This window comes from Rhodococcus cercidiphylli, from assembly GCF_033042225.1.
Taxonomy (GTDB): Bacteria; Actinomycetota; Actinomycetes; order Mycobacteriales; family Mycobacteriaceae; genus Rhodococcoides.
In genome coordinates, this window is sequence record NZ_JAWLKE010000003.1 from 643071 (window position 1) to 657505 (window position 14435).

The 14435-nt window shown below is 65.6% G+C and carries 16 protein-coding genes; 5 read left to right on the forward strand and 11 right to left on the reverse strand.

The features are described from left to right. The first annotated feature begins 17 nt into the window (after positions 1-17). Entirely contained in the window at positions 18-446 is a 429-nt protein-coding gene (locus tag R3P95_RS10190; RefSeq protein ID WP_037188786.1) for an Rv0880 family HTH-type transcriptional regulator, read from the forward strand. Between the two features lie 57 nt (positions 447-503). Further along, a complete protein-coding gene (locus tag R3P95_RS10195) occupies positions 504-1775 on the forward strand; it encodes an MFS transporter (RefSeq protein ID WP_317532685.1) in 1272 nt (423 codons plus the stop codon). Between the two features lie 7 nt (positions 1776-1782). On the opposite strand, the gene R3P95_RS10200 is transcribed toward R3P95_RS10195, so the two are convergent. From R3P95_RS10200 to R3P95_RS10220, 5 genes are read right to left on the reverse strand one after another with little or no spacing between them, the layout of a single operon-like run. Next, positions 1783-2388 (reverse strand): response regulator transcription factor, encoded by a 606-nt coding sequence (locus R3P95_RS10200; RefSeq protein WP_269594822.1) that lies wholly within the window; start codon positions 2386-2388, stop codon positions 1783-1785. Beyond that, positions 2385-3521: a sensor histidine kinase gene (locus tag R3P95_RS10205; RefSeq protein ID WP_317548267.1), complete on the reverse strand. Its 1137-nt coding sequence runs from the start codon at positions 3519-3521 to the stop codon at positions 2385-2387. The genes R3P95_RS10200 and R3P95_RS10205 overlap by 4 nt, the downstream gene beginning before the upstream one ends. A 38-nt stretch (positions 3522-3559) precedes the next feature. Then, on the reverse strand, positions 3560-4333 hold the full coding sequence (locus R3P95_RS10210) for an ABC transporter permease (RefSeq protein ID WP_149405040.1): 774 nt from the start codon (positions 4331-4333) through the stop codon (positions 3560-3562). After that, positions 4330-5265 carry an ABC transporter ATP-binding protein gene (locus R3P95_RS10215; RefSeq protein WP_300516953.1) on the reverse strand — a complete coding sequence of 312 codons (936 nt, stop codon included), beginning with the start codon at positions 5263-5265 and terminating at the stop codon, positions 4330-4332. Before R3P95_RS10215 ends, R3P95_RS10210 begins: the two co-directional genes overlap by 4 nt. Continuing rightward, positions 5262-5489: a hypothetical protein gene (locus tag R3P95_RS10220; protein WP_176460371.1), complete on the reverse strand. Its 228-nt coding sequence runs from the start codon at positions 5487-5489 to the stop codon at positions 5262-5264. The genes R3P95_RS10215 and R3P95_RS10220 overlap by 4 nt, the downstream gene beginning before the upstream one ends. A 143-nt stretch (positions 5490-5632) precedes the next feature. On the opposite strand from R3P95_RS10220, the gene R3P95_RS10225 reads away from it, so the two are divergent. After that, on the forward strand, positions 5633-6940 hold the full coding sequence (locus R3P95_RS10225; protein ID WP_317532576.1) for an MFS transporter: 1308 nt from the start codon (positions 5633-5635) through the stop codon (positions 6938-6940). Positions 6941-6942: 2 nt separating this feature from the next. On the opposite strand, the gene R3P95_RS10230 is transcribed toward R3P95_RS10225, so the two are convergent. Then, positions 6943-8142, reverse strand: coding sequence for a GNAT family N-acetyltransferase (locus R3P95_RS10230; RefSeq protein ID WP_300516945.1), 1200 nt, complete (start codon positions 8140-8142; stop codon positions 6943-6945). Between the two features lie 75 nt (positions 8143-8217). Between R3P95_RS10230 and R3P95_RS10235 the strand changes: the two genes are divergently transcribed. Together R3P95_RS10235 and R3P95_RS10240 are read left to right on the forward strand one after the other, a co-directional pair. Then, on the forward strand, positions 8218-9021 hold the full coding sequence (locus R3P95_RS10235) for a TrmH family RNA methyltransferase (protein WP_317548268.1): 804 nt from the start codon (positions 8218-8220) through the stop codon (positions 9019-9021). Beyond that, a complete protein-coding gene (locus R3P95_RS10240) occupies positions 9018-9287 on the forward strand; it encodes a DUF2537 domain-containing protein (protein ID WP_068047820.1) in 270 nt (89 codons plus the stop codon). Before R3P95_RS10235 ends, R3P95_RS10240 begins: the two co-directional genes overlap by 4 nt. 102 nt (positions 9288-9389) lie before the next feature. Here the strand turns inward: R3P95_RS10240 and R3P95_RS10245 are convergent, their stop codons facing one another. The 5 genes from R3P95_RS10245 to R3P95_RS10265 form a co-directional block, all read right to left on the reverse strand. Next, positions 9390-10151: a DUF6928 family protein gene (locus R3P95_RS10245; RefSeq protein WP_094639387.1), complete on the reverse strand. Its 762-nt coding sequence runs from the start codon at positions 10149-10151 to the stop codon at positions 9390-9392. Positions 10152-10243: 92 nt separating this feature from the next. Then, on the reverse strand, positions 10244-11143 hold the full coding sequence (gene sepH / locus R3P95_RS10250; protein WP_317548269.1) for a septation protein SepH: 900 nt from the start codon (positions 11141-11143) through the stop codon (positions 10244-10246). A 112-nt stretch (positions 11144-11255) separates the two neighbouring features. Next, positions 11256-11927, reverse strand: a complete 672-nt coding sequence (locus tag R3P95_RS10255; protein ID WP_317548270.1) for a rhomboid-like protein — start codon at positions 11925-11927, stop codon at positions 11256-11258. 126 nt (positions 11928-12053) lie between these two features. Further along, entirely contained in the window at positions 12054-13175 is a 1122-nt protein-coding gene (serC, locus tag R3P95_RS10260) for a phosphoserine transaminase (RefSeq protein ID WP_149405047.1), read from the reverse strand. Positions 13176-13244: 69 nt separating this feature from the next. Continuing rightward, a complete protein-coding gene (locus tag R3P95_RS10265; RefSeq protein WP_094639391.1) occupies positions 13245-14363 on the reverse strand; it encodes a citrate synthase 2 in 1119 nt (372 codons plus the stop codon). Positions 14364-14435: the final 72 nt, after the last annotated feature.

Below are 14435 nucleotides of genomic sequence, written 5' to 3' on the forward strand. Positions count from 1 at the left end.
TGACGTCGGGAAATGTAATGAAGGACAATCGGGAATTGGCAAGCGACCTGTCGCTTGCGGTGGTGAGGCTGACTCGCCACCTTCGGGGTAGGCGAGTGGACTCGCAAGTCTCGCTCACTCAGCTGTCGGCTCTGGCCACGCTGAGTCGGGAGGGCGACATGACGCCGGGTGCTTTGGCCGCGCGAGAGAAGGTACAACCGCCGTCGATGACGCGGGTGATCGCATCGTTGGCCGAACTCGGCCTGGTGGCGCGCACCCCACATCCCACCGACGGGCGGCAGGTGATCGTCTCGCTGTCACCGGCCGGTCGAGAACTGATCGCCGACGAGGCCAGCGCCCGTGAAGCGTGGATGACCGCGCAGCTCGCAGGCCTCGGACCCGAGCAGCTCGACACACTCCGTGACGCGGTGACGATCATCGGGGCCCTCGTGAGCGACTCCGAGTAGTTACCTAGGTTTATTATCTGAACGGTGGCCCCTGTTTCCCGTACCTCCGGCTCGACGATGTTCGCCGCCCTGAAGACTCACAACTACCGATTGTGGGCGTCGGGGCAGATCGTCTCGCTGGTCGGCACGTGGATGCAGCGGGTTGCTCAGGACTGGCTCGTTCTGACGCTGTCCGGCGGCAACGGCTTCGCCGTCGGTATCGTCATGGCCCTGCAGTTCGGGCCGACACTGTTCCTCTCGGTCTGGGGTGGGGTCCTGGCAGACCGATACGACAAGCGCAAGCTGCTCATGATCACCCAGGTCTTCGCCGCGGTATGCGGTCTGGTGCTCGGCGTGCTCGACGTCGGGGGGATGGTCGAGCTGTGGCACGTCTACGTCATCGCGTTCATCCTCGGCTGCTCGTCCGCGATCGACGCTCCGGTGCGGCAGTCGTTCACCATCGAGATGGTCGGCAAAGAGACCCTCGCCAATGCGATCGCGTTGAACTCGATGACCTTCAACATGGCGCGGATCGTGGGCCCTGCCGTGTCCGGAGTGCTCATCACCCTCGTCGGCACCGGCTGGGTGTTCCTCATCAATGCCGTGTCGTTCGCGGCGGTGTTCGGTGCCCTCGTGGCGATGAACGTCGGTCAGCTCTTCCGCGTCGAACCGACCCCACGCGCCAAAGGGCAGGTGCGCGAGGGGTTTCGGTACGTCTGGGGGCGCGGTGATCTACGAGTACTGCTGGCCACGGTCTTCATGGTCTCGACGTTCGGCCTCAACTTTCCGCTGAGCCTGTCGGTGTTGGCGCGCAACACGTTCGGTAGCGGAGCGGACGCCTACGGACTGCTCTCGACGACGCTGGCGGTCGGTACCTTGGCCGGAGCGACTCTGGCTGCCCGGCGGGCGAGCGCGCCGCGACTGCGGCTCTTCATCGGTGCCGTCATCGCATTCGGTGCCTTCGAGTTGATCGTCGGGTTGATGCCCAACTACCTGCTCGTCGCGCTTCTGCTGATACCCACCGGCGCCCTGACTTTGACGTTCACGACGTCGGCGATGAACATTCTGCAGATGTCGGTGCCATCCGACATGCGCGGACGCGTGATGGGCATCTACATGCTGTGCTTCCTCGGCGGCACTCCGCTGGGCAGTCCGGTTCTCGGTTGGCTCGCCGACGCCTTGGATCCGCGGGCACCGTTGCTGTTCGGCGGGGCCATCTCTCTGGCGACCGGCCTCTTCGCGGCCGTGTATCTACTACGGCACAACAATTTGCGGATCACCGTGGTTCGGCCCGCGGACGGTCATCGGCTCCCCACCCTCGATACTGTCGCCGTGAGCACGAAGGTATGAGGGTGAGTCAGATCCAGCCGTGGCGTCGAGCGAGAGCGCAGGCCTCGTGCCGGTTCGCTGCACCCAGTTTCGCAGCGGCGGCTGACAGGTAGTTGCGGGTGGTGCCGGGTGAAAGATGGGCCCGCCGTGCGATCTCCGCGATCGACGCGCCGTCCGCGGCGAACTCGAGCACATCGGCCTCGCGTGGTGTGAGCGGAGAGTCTCCGGCTCCGATGGCTTCCGCGGCCAGCGTGGGGTCGACGTAGCGACCGCCACCGTGGACGGTGCGCACCACCTCGGCCAGGGTGGCAGCCGACGTGGTCTTGGGGAGGAACCCGCGCACGCCCGCTTCGAGCGCCTTCTTCAGGTAGCCCGGCCGACCGTGGCTGGTGACGATGATCGACGCGCACGCGGGCAGCGTCTCGGCGATCTTCTGGGCTGTCTCGATGCCGTCGATTCCGCCCATCTGCAGGTCCAGCACGGCCACATCGGGGGCGAGAGAGGCCGCGACGGTCAACGCCTTCTCGCCGGAGTCGGCCTGCCCGACGATCTCGATGTCGTCCTCCAGATCGAGCATGGTCGCAAGCGCCGAACGAATGAGATTCTCGTCGTCGGCCAGCAGAACTCGAATCATGATGTCGTCCTTGGGTTCTGGGGCGATGTCGGTAACGTCGCAGTGAGGGTGAATTCCTCGGAGGTCTTCTCCGTGTTCAGCGCTCCTCCGACTGCGACCAATCGTTCGCGCAACCCGCTCAGGCCGGTGCCGTCGTCGCGGCCGGATGATGGACTGGGGTGGTCATTGGTCAGCCGAATGCTGTTGTCGGTCAGCTCGATTCGGCAATAAGTGGCGGTGGAGTGGCGCAGGATGTTCGTCACTCCCTCACGGACCACCCAGGCGGCCGCCTCGGCCGCGCGCTCGGACAGAACCGAGGTCTCACCGACCAGTTCGGTGGAAATACCTGCAGCCGACAGCAGGGATCGAGCCCCGTCGAGTTCCGACGCCACATCGACCGATCGGTAGCCGCGAACCAGCTTTCGCGCGTCGGCCATGGATTCCTGGGCCAGAACTCGAACCTCGTCCATCTGGCCCGCCGCTCGATCGTCACCCCGGCGAGCCAGCGTTGCGGCGAGTTCGCTCTTGACCGCTATCGCGGAGAGTGCGCGTCCGACGACGTCGTGCAGATCTCGCGAGAATCGCAGACGCTCCTCGGCAACCGAGAGTGCGGCAGCGGCGTCGCGAGTGGCATCGAGTTCGGTGACGATGCGCAGCAGCCATGCCGACAGTTGCACCGTGAAGGCCATGAAGGCGATGAAGATGCCGAGGATCACGGTGTCCACCGCCGGGGTTCCCAGAGCCGCCGCGAGCAGAGCAGCGGCCACAGCCGCCGCCAGGGACCAACGCAACGGAATCAGGGTCGCGACCGCTGTGGTGACGAGTACGCCGGCCCAGATCGCGTTGCTCGTGGTCCCTCCGGCTACCAGCACCACGGCGGCGACCGCCACGATTGCCAACGGGATTCGTGGGTCGGCCGTCGACTCGCCGCCGAGTGCGGGGGTGCGCTGCACAACCACGAAAGTGGCGGCGGCACACACTGCTGCTGCCGCCATCGACCGATAGTCGTCGTACTGCAGAGATGTCAGCATCGCACCGACGGCGACACCGACGGAGATGAGCAGGAACGACTGGCGGGTGTAGACGCGCACCTTGTCCACTGCGCTGCTGTCGTTCCAGCCGTGCAGTGGATTGAGGTACTGGTGCAACTTCATGATCTCCAGCCTTGCAGACGGTCGACGAAAGATGCGATCTAGGACCGCGGTTCCCAGCGGAAGTGCGTGCGGGCGATCAGGAGGCTGCCGACGATCCAGGCGAGCATCACCAGCAGCGGCATGCCGGCTTCGGTGAACGTGGCGGCGAAGCCGATGGACGCGTCGCCCGGCGTGGTGGTGCCGAACCAGCCCAGGTTCAGCAGATCCGAGACCGCGGCCATCGGGGTCAGCTCTATCACCCTGCCGAACGAGTCGGGGAGGGCATCACGAAGCAGTGAGGAGCCGGCCATGGCGACCAGGATCACCGGCAAGCTGGTGATCTGCGCCGCCTCTGCATTGCGGGTGAACGCCGACGTGATCAACGCCAGTGCGGCGAACAGCGCAGCACCGCCGAACAGGGCGGCCGCGACCAGTAGCGCGTTGGTGGGAACGGGTCCGCCGAAGGCCAGCACCACTGCTCCGACGATCAGGCCGAGGACGACGGTGAGTATCAGCGAGGGGATGGCCGGTCCGAGCAGGATCTGCACATCCGAACTCTCTCCGGTGCGAAGTCGTTTGAGTACCAACTCGTCTCGGCGAGTGGCGTAGACCGAGAGCATGTTGTAGTAGACCATGAACACCAGCAGGAACAGCGCGAAGATCTCGAGTGCGGCTCCGACGCCTGCGTCGGTCAATCCGTCGTCGCTGCGGCTTCCCACGATCAGCAGGGCGATGGGGAAGATCAACGGCATGACGATCGCGTTGAACAGCAGTACGCGGTTGCGTCCGAGCAGGGTGAACTCTGCTCGTGACAGTGCGGTCATCGTGCTCATGCGCTCATCACCTTCTGGTCTGTGAAGTCTGGATTGTCGAATTCGTCTGCGATGGAGAGGAATACGGTCTCGAGTGATGCCGCTCGGGCGTCGAGTCCGTGCAGGGTCACCCCGTTGGTGCGGGCCCACACCAGCAAGTCGGTGAGCGTGTCCTGTACCGAGGACGTCCGGATCGAGACGGTGTCTCCCGAGACGTCCATGTCGGTACCCGGCAGTGACGGCAACGCCGTGCCCGGGGCCTTCAGTTCGATCTTCGCCGGATGGTCGGCGACCACCTCGTCGACCGTTCCGCTGCGAACGACTGCGCCGCGGTGCATGATCGCCAGCCGGTCACACAGCGACTCGGCCTCGTCCAGGTAGTGCGTCGTCAGCATGATCGTCACGCCGGAGTTCTTCAGCTCCTGGATCAGATGCCATGTGTTGCGGCGACTTTCGGGATCGAGTCCGGTGGTCGGTTCGTCCAGGAACAGCACTCGTGGGCGGCTGATGATGGCGCACGCCAGATCCAGCCTGCGCTGCTCGCCGCCGGAGAGAAACTTGACCCGGGTATCGGCGCGGTCGGCCAGGTCTACGCGCCCCAGCACCTCGTCCGTCGGCAGCGGATTGCTGCACGTGCCCGCCCACATGCGCAGGCTCTCCGCGGTGGTCAGATCCTGGGGCAGGCCGCCCTTCTGCAGCATGATGCCCAGAGACGGTCGGACCTTACGGCGGTCGGACACCGGATCCATTCCCAGAATCCGCACAGTGCCCTCGCTCGGCCGTGAAAGTCCCTGAATCACTTCGAGAGTGGACGTCTTGCCGGCACCGTTGGTACCCAGTAGGCCGAACAGTTCGCCCTCTGCGACCTTCAGATCGAGCGCCTTCACGGCCTCGAAAGCGTTCTTGCCCGAACCGTAGCGGCGAGTCATGCCATCGACTTCGATGATGGTCATGATTGCTTCTCCCAGTGGCGGAGTCCGATGACGAACCGCACGCCCATGAAGGCGACGATGACGCCGAGAGCGACGAACGCCGGGAGCGACGTACCGACGATTGCGAACAGCACCGCGACGATCGCGATGCTGATGACGATGACGACGATCTCACGTGCCATCGTCGGAGCCGGCCCGAGCTCCATCAGATCGGTGAACAGGTTTCCTTCGTCTGGTTGCTTCATGACTAGAAGTCTGCTGGGCCGGGATCACCGAAAACAGTGCAGCGCATCATCATCTGCAGTGACACCGTCACGGTCCGGCCATGACAAAAGTCATGTGCTCTCGACAGCGCCCGGTATGCCGGGAGTTCGGGTATTTTCAGCACGTGAATCGCACCGAGCCGGTGAGCCCCGACCGTCGTACGCAGGTACGCGTCATTCTGGCGGGTTCGGTACCGAACCTGGTGCAGTGGTTCAACCTGTACCTCTACGCGACGTTCGCGCCGTACTTTCGGACCGAGTTCTTCGATCCGGCTTCGACCAATTCACTCGTGTACGTCTACGGACTCTTCGCGTTGACCTTCGTCGTGCGGCCGCTCGGGTCGTGGCTGTTCGGCAGGCTCGCGGACGTGCGAGGCCGACAGTTCGCGCTCGTCGCTGCGGTCACGCTGATGTCGGCCGGATCGGTCGCTCTGGCACTGACTCCCACCGTCCACGCGATCGGGGCCTGGGCCGCGGTGATCCTCGCCGTCGTGAGCATCGTCCAGGGCATCGCAACCGGCGGCGAGTACGCGGCGGCGACGGTGCTGCTTTCCGAATCGGGCACGCGAGGGCATCGGGGGTTCTTCGCCTCCTTCCAGGCCGCGACGATCGTCGGCGGCCTCGTGCTCGCGCAGGCATGTCTGCTCGTACTCCTCGCGAGCACGGACCGCGCGGCGATCTCCGAATGGGGCTTTCGCCTCGCCTTCGCCGCGGGAGGCGCGGCGGGCCTCGCCTCGTTGTGGTGGGCTCGCGGACTCGATCGTGCGCCTCGTGAACCGGGAGCACCGAGCGCGGACCGAGACGCCACGATGAGGGCGCTGTTCCGCGATCACTGGCGTCCGCTCGTCTGGGTGTTCTTGTTGACCGCAGGCGGGAGTGCCGCGTTCTACACCTACACCGTCACGGTGCCCTCTGTCGTTCGCGAGACGTTCTTCGCTGCGGACGGTGCCAGAGGAGAGCTCGTTGCGACCGGTCTCGTGTTCGCCGCTTTCGTGGTGTTGATGGTGCTGCAGCCGGTCGGCGGCGCACTGAGCGACCGCATCGGAAGAAAGCCGCTCCTCGTCGTATTCGGGGCACTGGGGATACCGGCGACCGGAGTGCTGGTGCTGGCCACCACGAAAGTGACGTCACCGCCGGCGGTCTTCGTCATCCTGGTGTGCGCGTTTTTCGTCCTCACGTGCTACCTGTCGGTGAACGGCATCGCCAAGGCCGAAGTGTTCCCAGCGCACATTCGTGCGCTGGGCGTCGGCTTCGGTTACGCCGTGGCGAACTCCCTCTTCGGAGGTACGGCACCGCTGATCTATCACGCCACCAGCGGTGGCGGCAGTGTCGAGTTCATCGCCTACGTGACGGTGCTGCTCTCGGTGACCCTGGGCGCGGCGCTCTGGATGCACGGCGGCTCGGCCACCGCACTCGATGCGCCGAACAGGTAGGTCTAGAAACCCCAACCCATGACGGCCGGGCGCGCGGTTCCGAACGTCAGGTCCAATGCGTGCAGTGACGCGTCGTTGCGTGCGGTGAGGCGGTTGGCCGCGGCGAACAAGCGGGCGCGATGGGTGCCGAAGTAGATGCTCGCAAGCACATCGATGTCGAGTTCGATGTCCGGTTCGGATTCCACCCGGGTGCAGGTGGCTCGGCCGTCGGTCACGGTGAGCGAATAGGTACCGCCCGCATCGAGGAAGGGATCTCGCACAGCGATGATCAACGAGGTGTCGAGAGCGTAGGTGCGTGCCTCCAGCGCTGCCTCGACGTGCATGATGCGGCCCCACAGTGCGTCGTGGTGTCCGGTGACCTTCGGCAGTCGGTTGTTGGTCAGCAGGAACGGCAGGGCTTCGTCTCGTGACTGTTGCACCTCGATGGTGTCGACCAGGTCGACCCCGACGAGGATCTGCCACAGCGCGGCGTAGGCGGCATCGGTCACCGCGATGAATTCCTGTACCACCACCCGGCTGGGGTTGCGTCCGCGTCGGTAGGCGACGTAACCGTCGGGATGGACGATGAAGAACAGAGCCGTCAGTCCGCCGCGTCGGTTCTCTCGGTCGGCGAAGAACCGCTCCCAGCGGATCGGCGGCTTGGGCTGCGCGCCTGCCGTCTGCTGCTGCCAGCGGTGGTAGATGTCGGGGAGCAGTTCGGCGGCCTCGGCCGATTCGATCAGCCGCACACCGGTCGCCGGGGGAGCATCCTTGCGGAACTGCGCGAATCGACGGTCGATCGAGACGCTGATCTCCTCGGTTATCGGCCCGTAGCCGAAGCGTCCGTAGATCGTCGCCTCGCTGGCCGTGAGCAGGGACAGCGGTGCGCCTGCGTCGTTCAGAGCGCGGTGCTGCTGGGTGAACATCGATCGCAGGATGCCGCGTCGACGATGCGTCGGCGCAACCGACACCCAGGAGACTCCGGACGCCTCGACCTGCGCACCACCGGGAACGGTGACCGACATCGGGAAATGCATGGCCACACCCACCGGGGTCTCGCCGTCCCACGCCAGGTACACGTGCTCGGACTGGGTCAGGATCTGCGTCTCGGCCAGGTCCTCGGCGTTCTGGTGCTCGCCGAAGGCGTGGGCGTCGAGCAGCGCGACGGCATCCCAGTCGTCGTCGGTGGCGGTGCGGATGGTGATCGATTCGTCGGTAGTCATCGCTCTTTACTTTTCCATACAGAGGGAGGCCTTCGCCGACGGACCGTCTGAAATGCCGGGTGACAAGATGAGCGGGTGGTTCATGTAATCGATGTCAACGACCCCTCCGACCCCCGGCTGGACGATTTTCGCGATCTCAACTCGTCGGATCGGCGGCCCGACCTGCCCGAGGGCAAGGGATTGGTGATCGCCGAGGGTGTGTTGGTTGCGCAGCGACTGCTGACCTCGCGCTTCCCGATGATCAGCCTGCTGGGCGTGGATCGACGGCTCGACGCGTTGCGCGACGATCTGGCGGATTCGGACGTCCCGTTCTACCGGACGTCCGCGGAGGTGATGGCCGAGGTCGTCGGGTTCCATCTCAATCGTGGTGTGCTGGCGGCGGCGAACAGGCCGCCTGCCCTCGATCTCGACGAGGTGTTGGCCGACGCGAAGACGGTGGCGATTCTCGAGGGCGTCAACGATCACGAGAATCTCGGGTCGATGTTCCGTAACGCGGCCGGCCTGGGCGTGGATGCCGTGCTGTTCGGGGCCGCGTGCGCGGATCCGCTCTATCGACGGTCGGTGCGGGTATCGATGGGGCATGTGCTGCGGGTGCCGTTCGCCAAGGTGCCCGAGTGGCCGCGCGGACTCGATCGCGTTCGCGCGCATGGATTTCAGCTGATCTCGCTTACGCCCAATCCCACGGCGGTGTCGCTGGCGTCGGCGATGACGGGGGAGAAAGTGGCGTTGTTGCTCGGCGCGGAGGGGCCGGGTCTGACCGAACATGCCATGCGCGCCACGGACATTCGCGCGCGCATTCCGATGGCTCCCGGCACCGACTCACTCAATGTTGCGACGGCCGCCGCGATGGGGTTCTACGAACGCGTGCGCCTCACGTGACCGACCACGACCCGGACGTCCGCTGGACCGGAATCCCGATCGCCGTGATCTCGGCGGCGCTCGTCGGGGTGGCACTGACGACCTTCGGTCTTGAGCTCGCCAGAATTCACCCGCTGCTCGCGATCGGTCTGAACATCATCGTCGTCGCGGGTGCGGCACCGACGGTCATGCGATGGCTTGCGATACCGGTGTGGCGCTGGGCCGTGTACGGAGCCGGTATCGGTTCCATGTTGAGCTTCGTGGCACTGGCGGCGCTGGCGTTCTAGCAGTCGGTCTCCGACACCGGGCACAGTTGCGCACTACCGGCGACATTCGGCGGAATCCCGTCGATCAGCGGTGGTTGCGTGCAACGGTGCCCACCCGAGCCGCTATTTGCGCGAGAACCAACGCTTCTTCGGTCGCGGTGCCTGCTCGTCGGGGGCGTCGGGCATCGGTTCCTGTGCGCCACGGCCGTTCGAGCTTCGGTTCTGCTGGTTCGGTGGCGGTGGTTCCTGCCCCGGGACGTACATCGTGAAGCCGCAGACCGGCAGGGTGTTCGGATCGAATTCGTCCGCGTGTGGTGCGCCGGTGTAGCGGAATCCGAGCCACTCGGCGTTGGCTGCCTCGGCGAATTCCTGAGGGTGGAACGGCAGCGACTGCGGATCCGGCATCACTCCGGGCGGATAGATCAGCGGATGCTCACCGGCCCAGAACGATCGCTCCCACACCAGTGGCAGGCCTGCGTCCTCGTAGATGTACACCGGAGTGGCACTGAAGGATCGGCGGAATTCGCCGCGTTCCCAGTACGCGAACGCACCCCAGGCGTGTTGGGGATCCGAGGCGACGAGGTAGGTGTGCTCGGACGCCAGCGGGCGAGTGAAGGATTCGGGAAGCGTCGACGGTGTGGGCACCGCGAGATTCGATCCGCAGACCACGGTGACGCCGGGGTAGCAACCGATGAAGACGTGATCGTCGTCCACGCCTGCCGAGGTCGATATCGGGCCCTGTCCGAGGGGCACTGCCGTCAGGTGGGGGTACAGACGTCCGACGAGTGCGGTCGCAGCGTTCCAATCCGAGGTGGTGGCCTCTCGGAGTACAGAAATGGGATCCGGTGCGTCCACGTACCAGATGGTTGATGCTTTGGCCCCCACTACCGGCACCTCTCTCTCCGTTACTTCCTGGGAAGCCTACGGTGTGAGCGTCGGCGGTTCTGCACCGCGCGGCACATCGGTCACAGCAGAACTCAGTTGTGACCGCTGCTGCGAACGCCGAGCAGGACGTCCTCCCACGATGGCATGGCCGGCTTGCCGCGCTTGTCCTTGCCGCTGGTGTGACCGGCGGCAGGCTTGGGTGCGGGCCTGGGCTCCCTGGTCACCGTCTCGCGCGGCTGTTCGGGCTCGGGAGTGGGCGCATCGTCCACCTCGACCTCGATGGTCTCGGCGTCGATCTCGCTGTCGGCGGTGGTGCCGTAGTACTCGTCGAAGCTCTGCTGCGAGGTCTCGTCGTCGGAGTCCTCGGCGGACGTCAGTGCGCGAACCGGTGCCAGACCGCGCAGTTGGCGTCCGAAGTCCGGATCGATCAGCTCGTGAGCAGTGTCGTCGAGCGGGCTGATGGTGCCGCCGTGGCCGTCGGGCAGGAACTGCCAGTGCGCCTTGTTGGTGGTGCGGCCCGCCTGCCACTTGAGCTGCGCGACCCACTTGTTGTCCTCGTCGCGCCAGGCGTCCCACGCCGCGTCGTCGAGATTGTGGCCGCGAGCGCGGAAAGCGAGGGTGACGATCTCGAGCAGGGTCTGCACGGCCGGGCCGTCGTGGCGCACCGGATGACCGGCCTGAGCCATCGACGCGGCCTGCGAGCGTTCGAGCAACACCGGGTGAGCGAACACCTCGACGCGACTGATGGCCATTCCGGAGTCGGCGGCAACCTGTTCGATGGTCGCTCCGCTGCGGATACGGGCCTGAATTTCCTTGGGCCGAAGCAAGCTGTCCATTTCGATCTCAATCTGTCCTAGTCGAGCGATGTCGCCGCGTGAGGCCGCGCGGAGCTTGTCGTCGGCTGGAAGCCGGAATCTGTCGCCGGTCTTGGGATCTGCGCACACGACGAACTTTCCGTCGGCCTCGAGACCCACCACACGTAAGTCCCGCACCTTGACCTCCTCATCGCGCCGGCTCGCGATACCGTCGAATTCGAGCCTAGTTCACCTGCCGTATTCGGCGGGTGTCCGACACGCATCGCTTCTGCCGACGATCGTTTCCCTATCAGAGGGTAGACAGCTGCGGGCTCGGTTGCACCCATTCGGTCGATGTTCCGTCAATTGTCCTGTGGGACAACGTCGATGCATCGACGCGACGGTACAGTGCGCCCAGGCCGAAGCCGATGCTCAGGGCAATCGCGTGCCCGACGGCAGTGAAGGTCGGGTCCGATACCCCACTGATCGTGACGACGCCGATCCACAGTGCGGCCCAGCCCGCACACCACGGCATCGGCAGGTACCTGATCATCGATCCGGCCACCGCTGCTGCTGCGTAGCTGACACCGACGTCGACGGCCATCGCCAGTGAGTCCGCGAGCCAGTCGTTGTGAATGCCGATGAGCAGGCCGATGGCCACCAGTGCCGTCGCACCGATGTGTCCCGCGCTGAAGGTGACGAGAAAGCGTCGCCAACCGGAGATCCATTCGGCGACGGCGAACAGCAGTGCGACCGCCGCCAACCACAACCAGTTCACCCGTCCTTCGGTGAGAAAGACGCTCGTGACGAGGGTGGCGAGGTGGCCGTCGCCCAGATTGTGCAGATTGGTACTCGCCGCGTGCAGCACGTGCCAGCGATCGTGCGGGCCGATCCGGCCCAGTGCGACGGTGCCCGCCACCGCAAGAGCGATGTACAGCAGGGTCACGCGAGTGCGCAGAGCGAATGTCAGGAGCCTGTACATACGAGCGCTCCCTCCGAGGTCGTTACGCTTGCTTACTTGATAGCAAGTGTAGGCCGCGAAGGGAGCGCCGTAGCTGTGAGCTTGCTGGGAATGGTCGTTCCGCAGGCTCCACTCCTGCCCTGCTGATCAGCTCAGAGTCGACACGACCCAGTCGATGCTCTTGGTCAGTGCGGTGATGTCGTCCGGCTCGATGGCGGGGAACATACCGACACGCAACTGGTTGCGGCCGAGCTTGCGGTACGGCTCGGTGTCGACGACGCCGTTGGCGCGCAGGATCTTCGCAACCTGGGCTGCATCGACCTTCTCGTCGAAGTCGATGGTTCCGACAACCTGGCTGCGGTGGTCCGGGTTGGTCACGAACGGCGTTGCGAACTCGCTCTTCTCGGCCCAGTCGTACAGGCGCGAGGACGAATCGGCGGTGCGCTTGGTGGCCCAATCGAGGCCGCCCTGCGCGTTGAGCCACTCGATCTGGTCCGCGAACATCAGCAGGGTCGCCACGGCCGGGGTGTTGTACGTCTGGTTCTTGCTGCTGTTGTCGACGGCGATCGGCAGCGACAGGAAGTCCGGGACCCATCGATCCGTGGCAGCGATCTCGCTGACGCGCTCGAGTGCGGCCGGGCTCATCAGCGCCACCCACAGGCCACCGTCGGCGGCGAAGCACTTCTGCGGCGCGAAGTAGTAGACGTCCGAGTCGGCGACGTTCACCGGCAGACCGCCCGCACCGGAGGTGGCGTCGATCGCGATGAGGGCGTTCTCGGAGCCGGCCGGACGGCTGACCGGGATGGCCACGCCCGTCGAGGTCTCGTTGTGTGCCCAACCGATGAGGTCGACGGACGGGTCGGAGGTGGGCTCGGGCGCGCTGCCCGGCTCGGCCTTGACGACGATGGGATCACCGATGAACGGATTGTTCTTGGCCACCGACGCGAACTTCGAGCTGAACTCGCCGTTGGTCAGGTGCAGCGACTTCTCGCGAATCAGGCCGAAGGCAGCAGCGTCCCAGAACGCGGTGGTGCCACCGTTGCCGAGGACGACCTCGTAGCCCTCGGGCAGTGAGAACAGATCCTTCAGGCCACTGCGCACGCGTCCGACGACGTCCTTGACGGGCTTCTGACGGTGGCTGGTGCCGAACACGGAAGCGCCGACGTCGACCAGGGACTGCAGCTGCTCGGGGCGAACCTTGGACGGGCCGCACCCGAAGCGTCCGTCGGCGGGCAGGAGATCGGCGGGAATGATCGGCAAATCGGCCATGGAGTAGCGCGTCCTAGCGTCGATGGAATATGGCCTCCACAGGCTAGTCGGGTGTCATGACACCGTCGACTACCGGATCAGGTCCCAGCCGTCGACGGACTCGGGGCTGCGGGGTTCGGGGCCGGTGTAGAGGGCAGCCGGTCGGACGAGCTTGCCCAGGCGCTTCTGCTCCAGGATGTGCGCGCACCAGCCCGCGGTACGGCCACAGGTGAACATGGCGGGCATCATGTGCGCGGGTACCTCGGCGAAGTCGAGGATCACCGCGGCCCAGAACTCGACGTTGGTTTCGATGGCGCGGTCGGGGCGGCGCTCGCGCAGTTCGGTCAGTGCCGCTTGCTCGAGAGCGGCGGCAACCTCGTAGCGCGGTGCGTTCAGTCTCTTGGCGGTGGCGCGCAGCACGCGGGCGCGGGGGTCCTCGGCGCGGTAGACGCGGTGCCCGAAGCCCATGAGCTTCTCTTTGCGGTCCAGGATGCCGGTGATGAGAGCGCGTGCGTCACCGGTTCTCTCGACCTCCTCGATCATCGGCAGGACGCGAGCGGGCGCGCCGCCGTGCAGGGGACCGGACATTGCACCGATGGCACCCGAGAGGCAGGCGGCGACGTCGGCTCCGGTGGAGGCGATGACACGTGCGGTGAACGTCGAGGCGTTCATCCCGTGCTCGGCGGCCGAGACCCAGTACGCGTCGATGGCAGCGACATGGGCGGGATCCGGTTCGCCCTTCCACCGGACCATGAAGCGTTCGGTCACGGTGGCGGCCTGGTCGATGCGGCTCTGCGGTACAGCGGGCTGGTAGATGCCGCGAGCGGACTGAGCGACGTAGGACAGGGCCATCACCGAGGCGCGGGCGAGGTTGTCGCGGGCGGTGGAGTCGTCGATGTCGAGCAGTGGCTGGTAGCCCCAGATGGGCGCCAGCATCGCCAGTCCGGCTTGGACGTCGACGCGCACGTCACCGGTGTGGATCGGCAGAGGGAACGGTTCGGCCGGTGGAAGTCCTCGACCGAACTCGCCGTCGACGAGCAGTGCCCAGACATCACCGAAGGTCACGTTCTGTGCGACGAGTTCTTCGATGTCGACGCCGCGATACCGCAGTGCGCCACCGTCCTTGTCGGGCTCGGCGATGTCGGAGGTGAACGCGACGACACCTTCGAGGCCGGAGACGAAATCCTCGGGAACTCGTTGAACAGCCATGGCCTGTGGACTCCCTCGTCGCAACTGCACCCGGCTCTGCGCCGCATCCGGGCGTACTTCGTCAGAACCATA

Bases quoted from the DNA above. Each gene is read 5' to 3' on its own strand.
- R3P95_RS10215 (WP_300516953.1), bottom strand. From the start codon at position 5,265: ATGACCATCATCGAAGTCGATGGCATGACTCGCCGCTACGGTTCGGGC.
- R3P95_RS10195 (WP_317532685.1), top strand. From the start codon at position 504: ATGTTCGCCGCCCTGAAGACTCACAACTACCGATTGTGGGCGTCGGGG.
- serC (WP_149405047.1), bottom strand. From the start codon at position 13,175: ATGGCCGATTTGCCGATCATTCCCGCCGATCTCCTGCCCGCCGACGGA.
- R3P95_RS10255 (WP_317548270.1), bottom strand. From the start codon at position 11,927: ATGTACAGGCTCCTGACATTCGCTCTGCGCACTCGCGTGACCCTGCTG.
- R3P95_RS10210 (WP_149405040.1), bottom strand. From the start codon at position 4,333: ATGAGCACGATGACCGCACTGTCACGAGCAGAGTTCACCCTGCTCGGA.
- R3P95_RS10220 (WP_176460371.1), bottom strand. From the start codon at position 5,489: ATGAAGCAACCAGACGAAGGAAACCTGTTCACCGATCTGATGGAGCTC.
- R3P95_RS10190 (WP_037188786.1), top strand. From the start codon at position 18: ATGAAGGACAATCGGGAATTGGCAAGCGACCTGTCGCTTGCGGTGGTG.
- R3P95_RS10230 (WP_300516945.1), bottom strand. From the start codon at position 8,142: ATGACTACCGACGAATCGATCACCATCCGCACCGCCACCGACGACGAC.
- R3P95_RS10205 (WP_317548267.1), bottom strand. From the start codon at position 3,521: ATGAAGTTGCACCAGTACCTCAATCCACTGCACGGCTGGAACGACAGC.
- R3P95_RS10265 (WP_094639391.1), bottom strand. From the start codon at position 14,363: ATGGCTGTTCAACGAGTTCCCGAGGATTTCGTCTCCGGCCTCGAAGGT.
- R3P95_RS10200 (WP_269594822.1), bottom strand. From the start codon at position 2,388: ATGATTCGAGTTCTGCTGGCCGACGACGAGAATCTCATTCGTTCGGCG.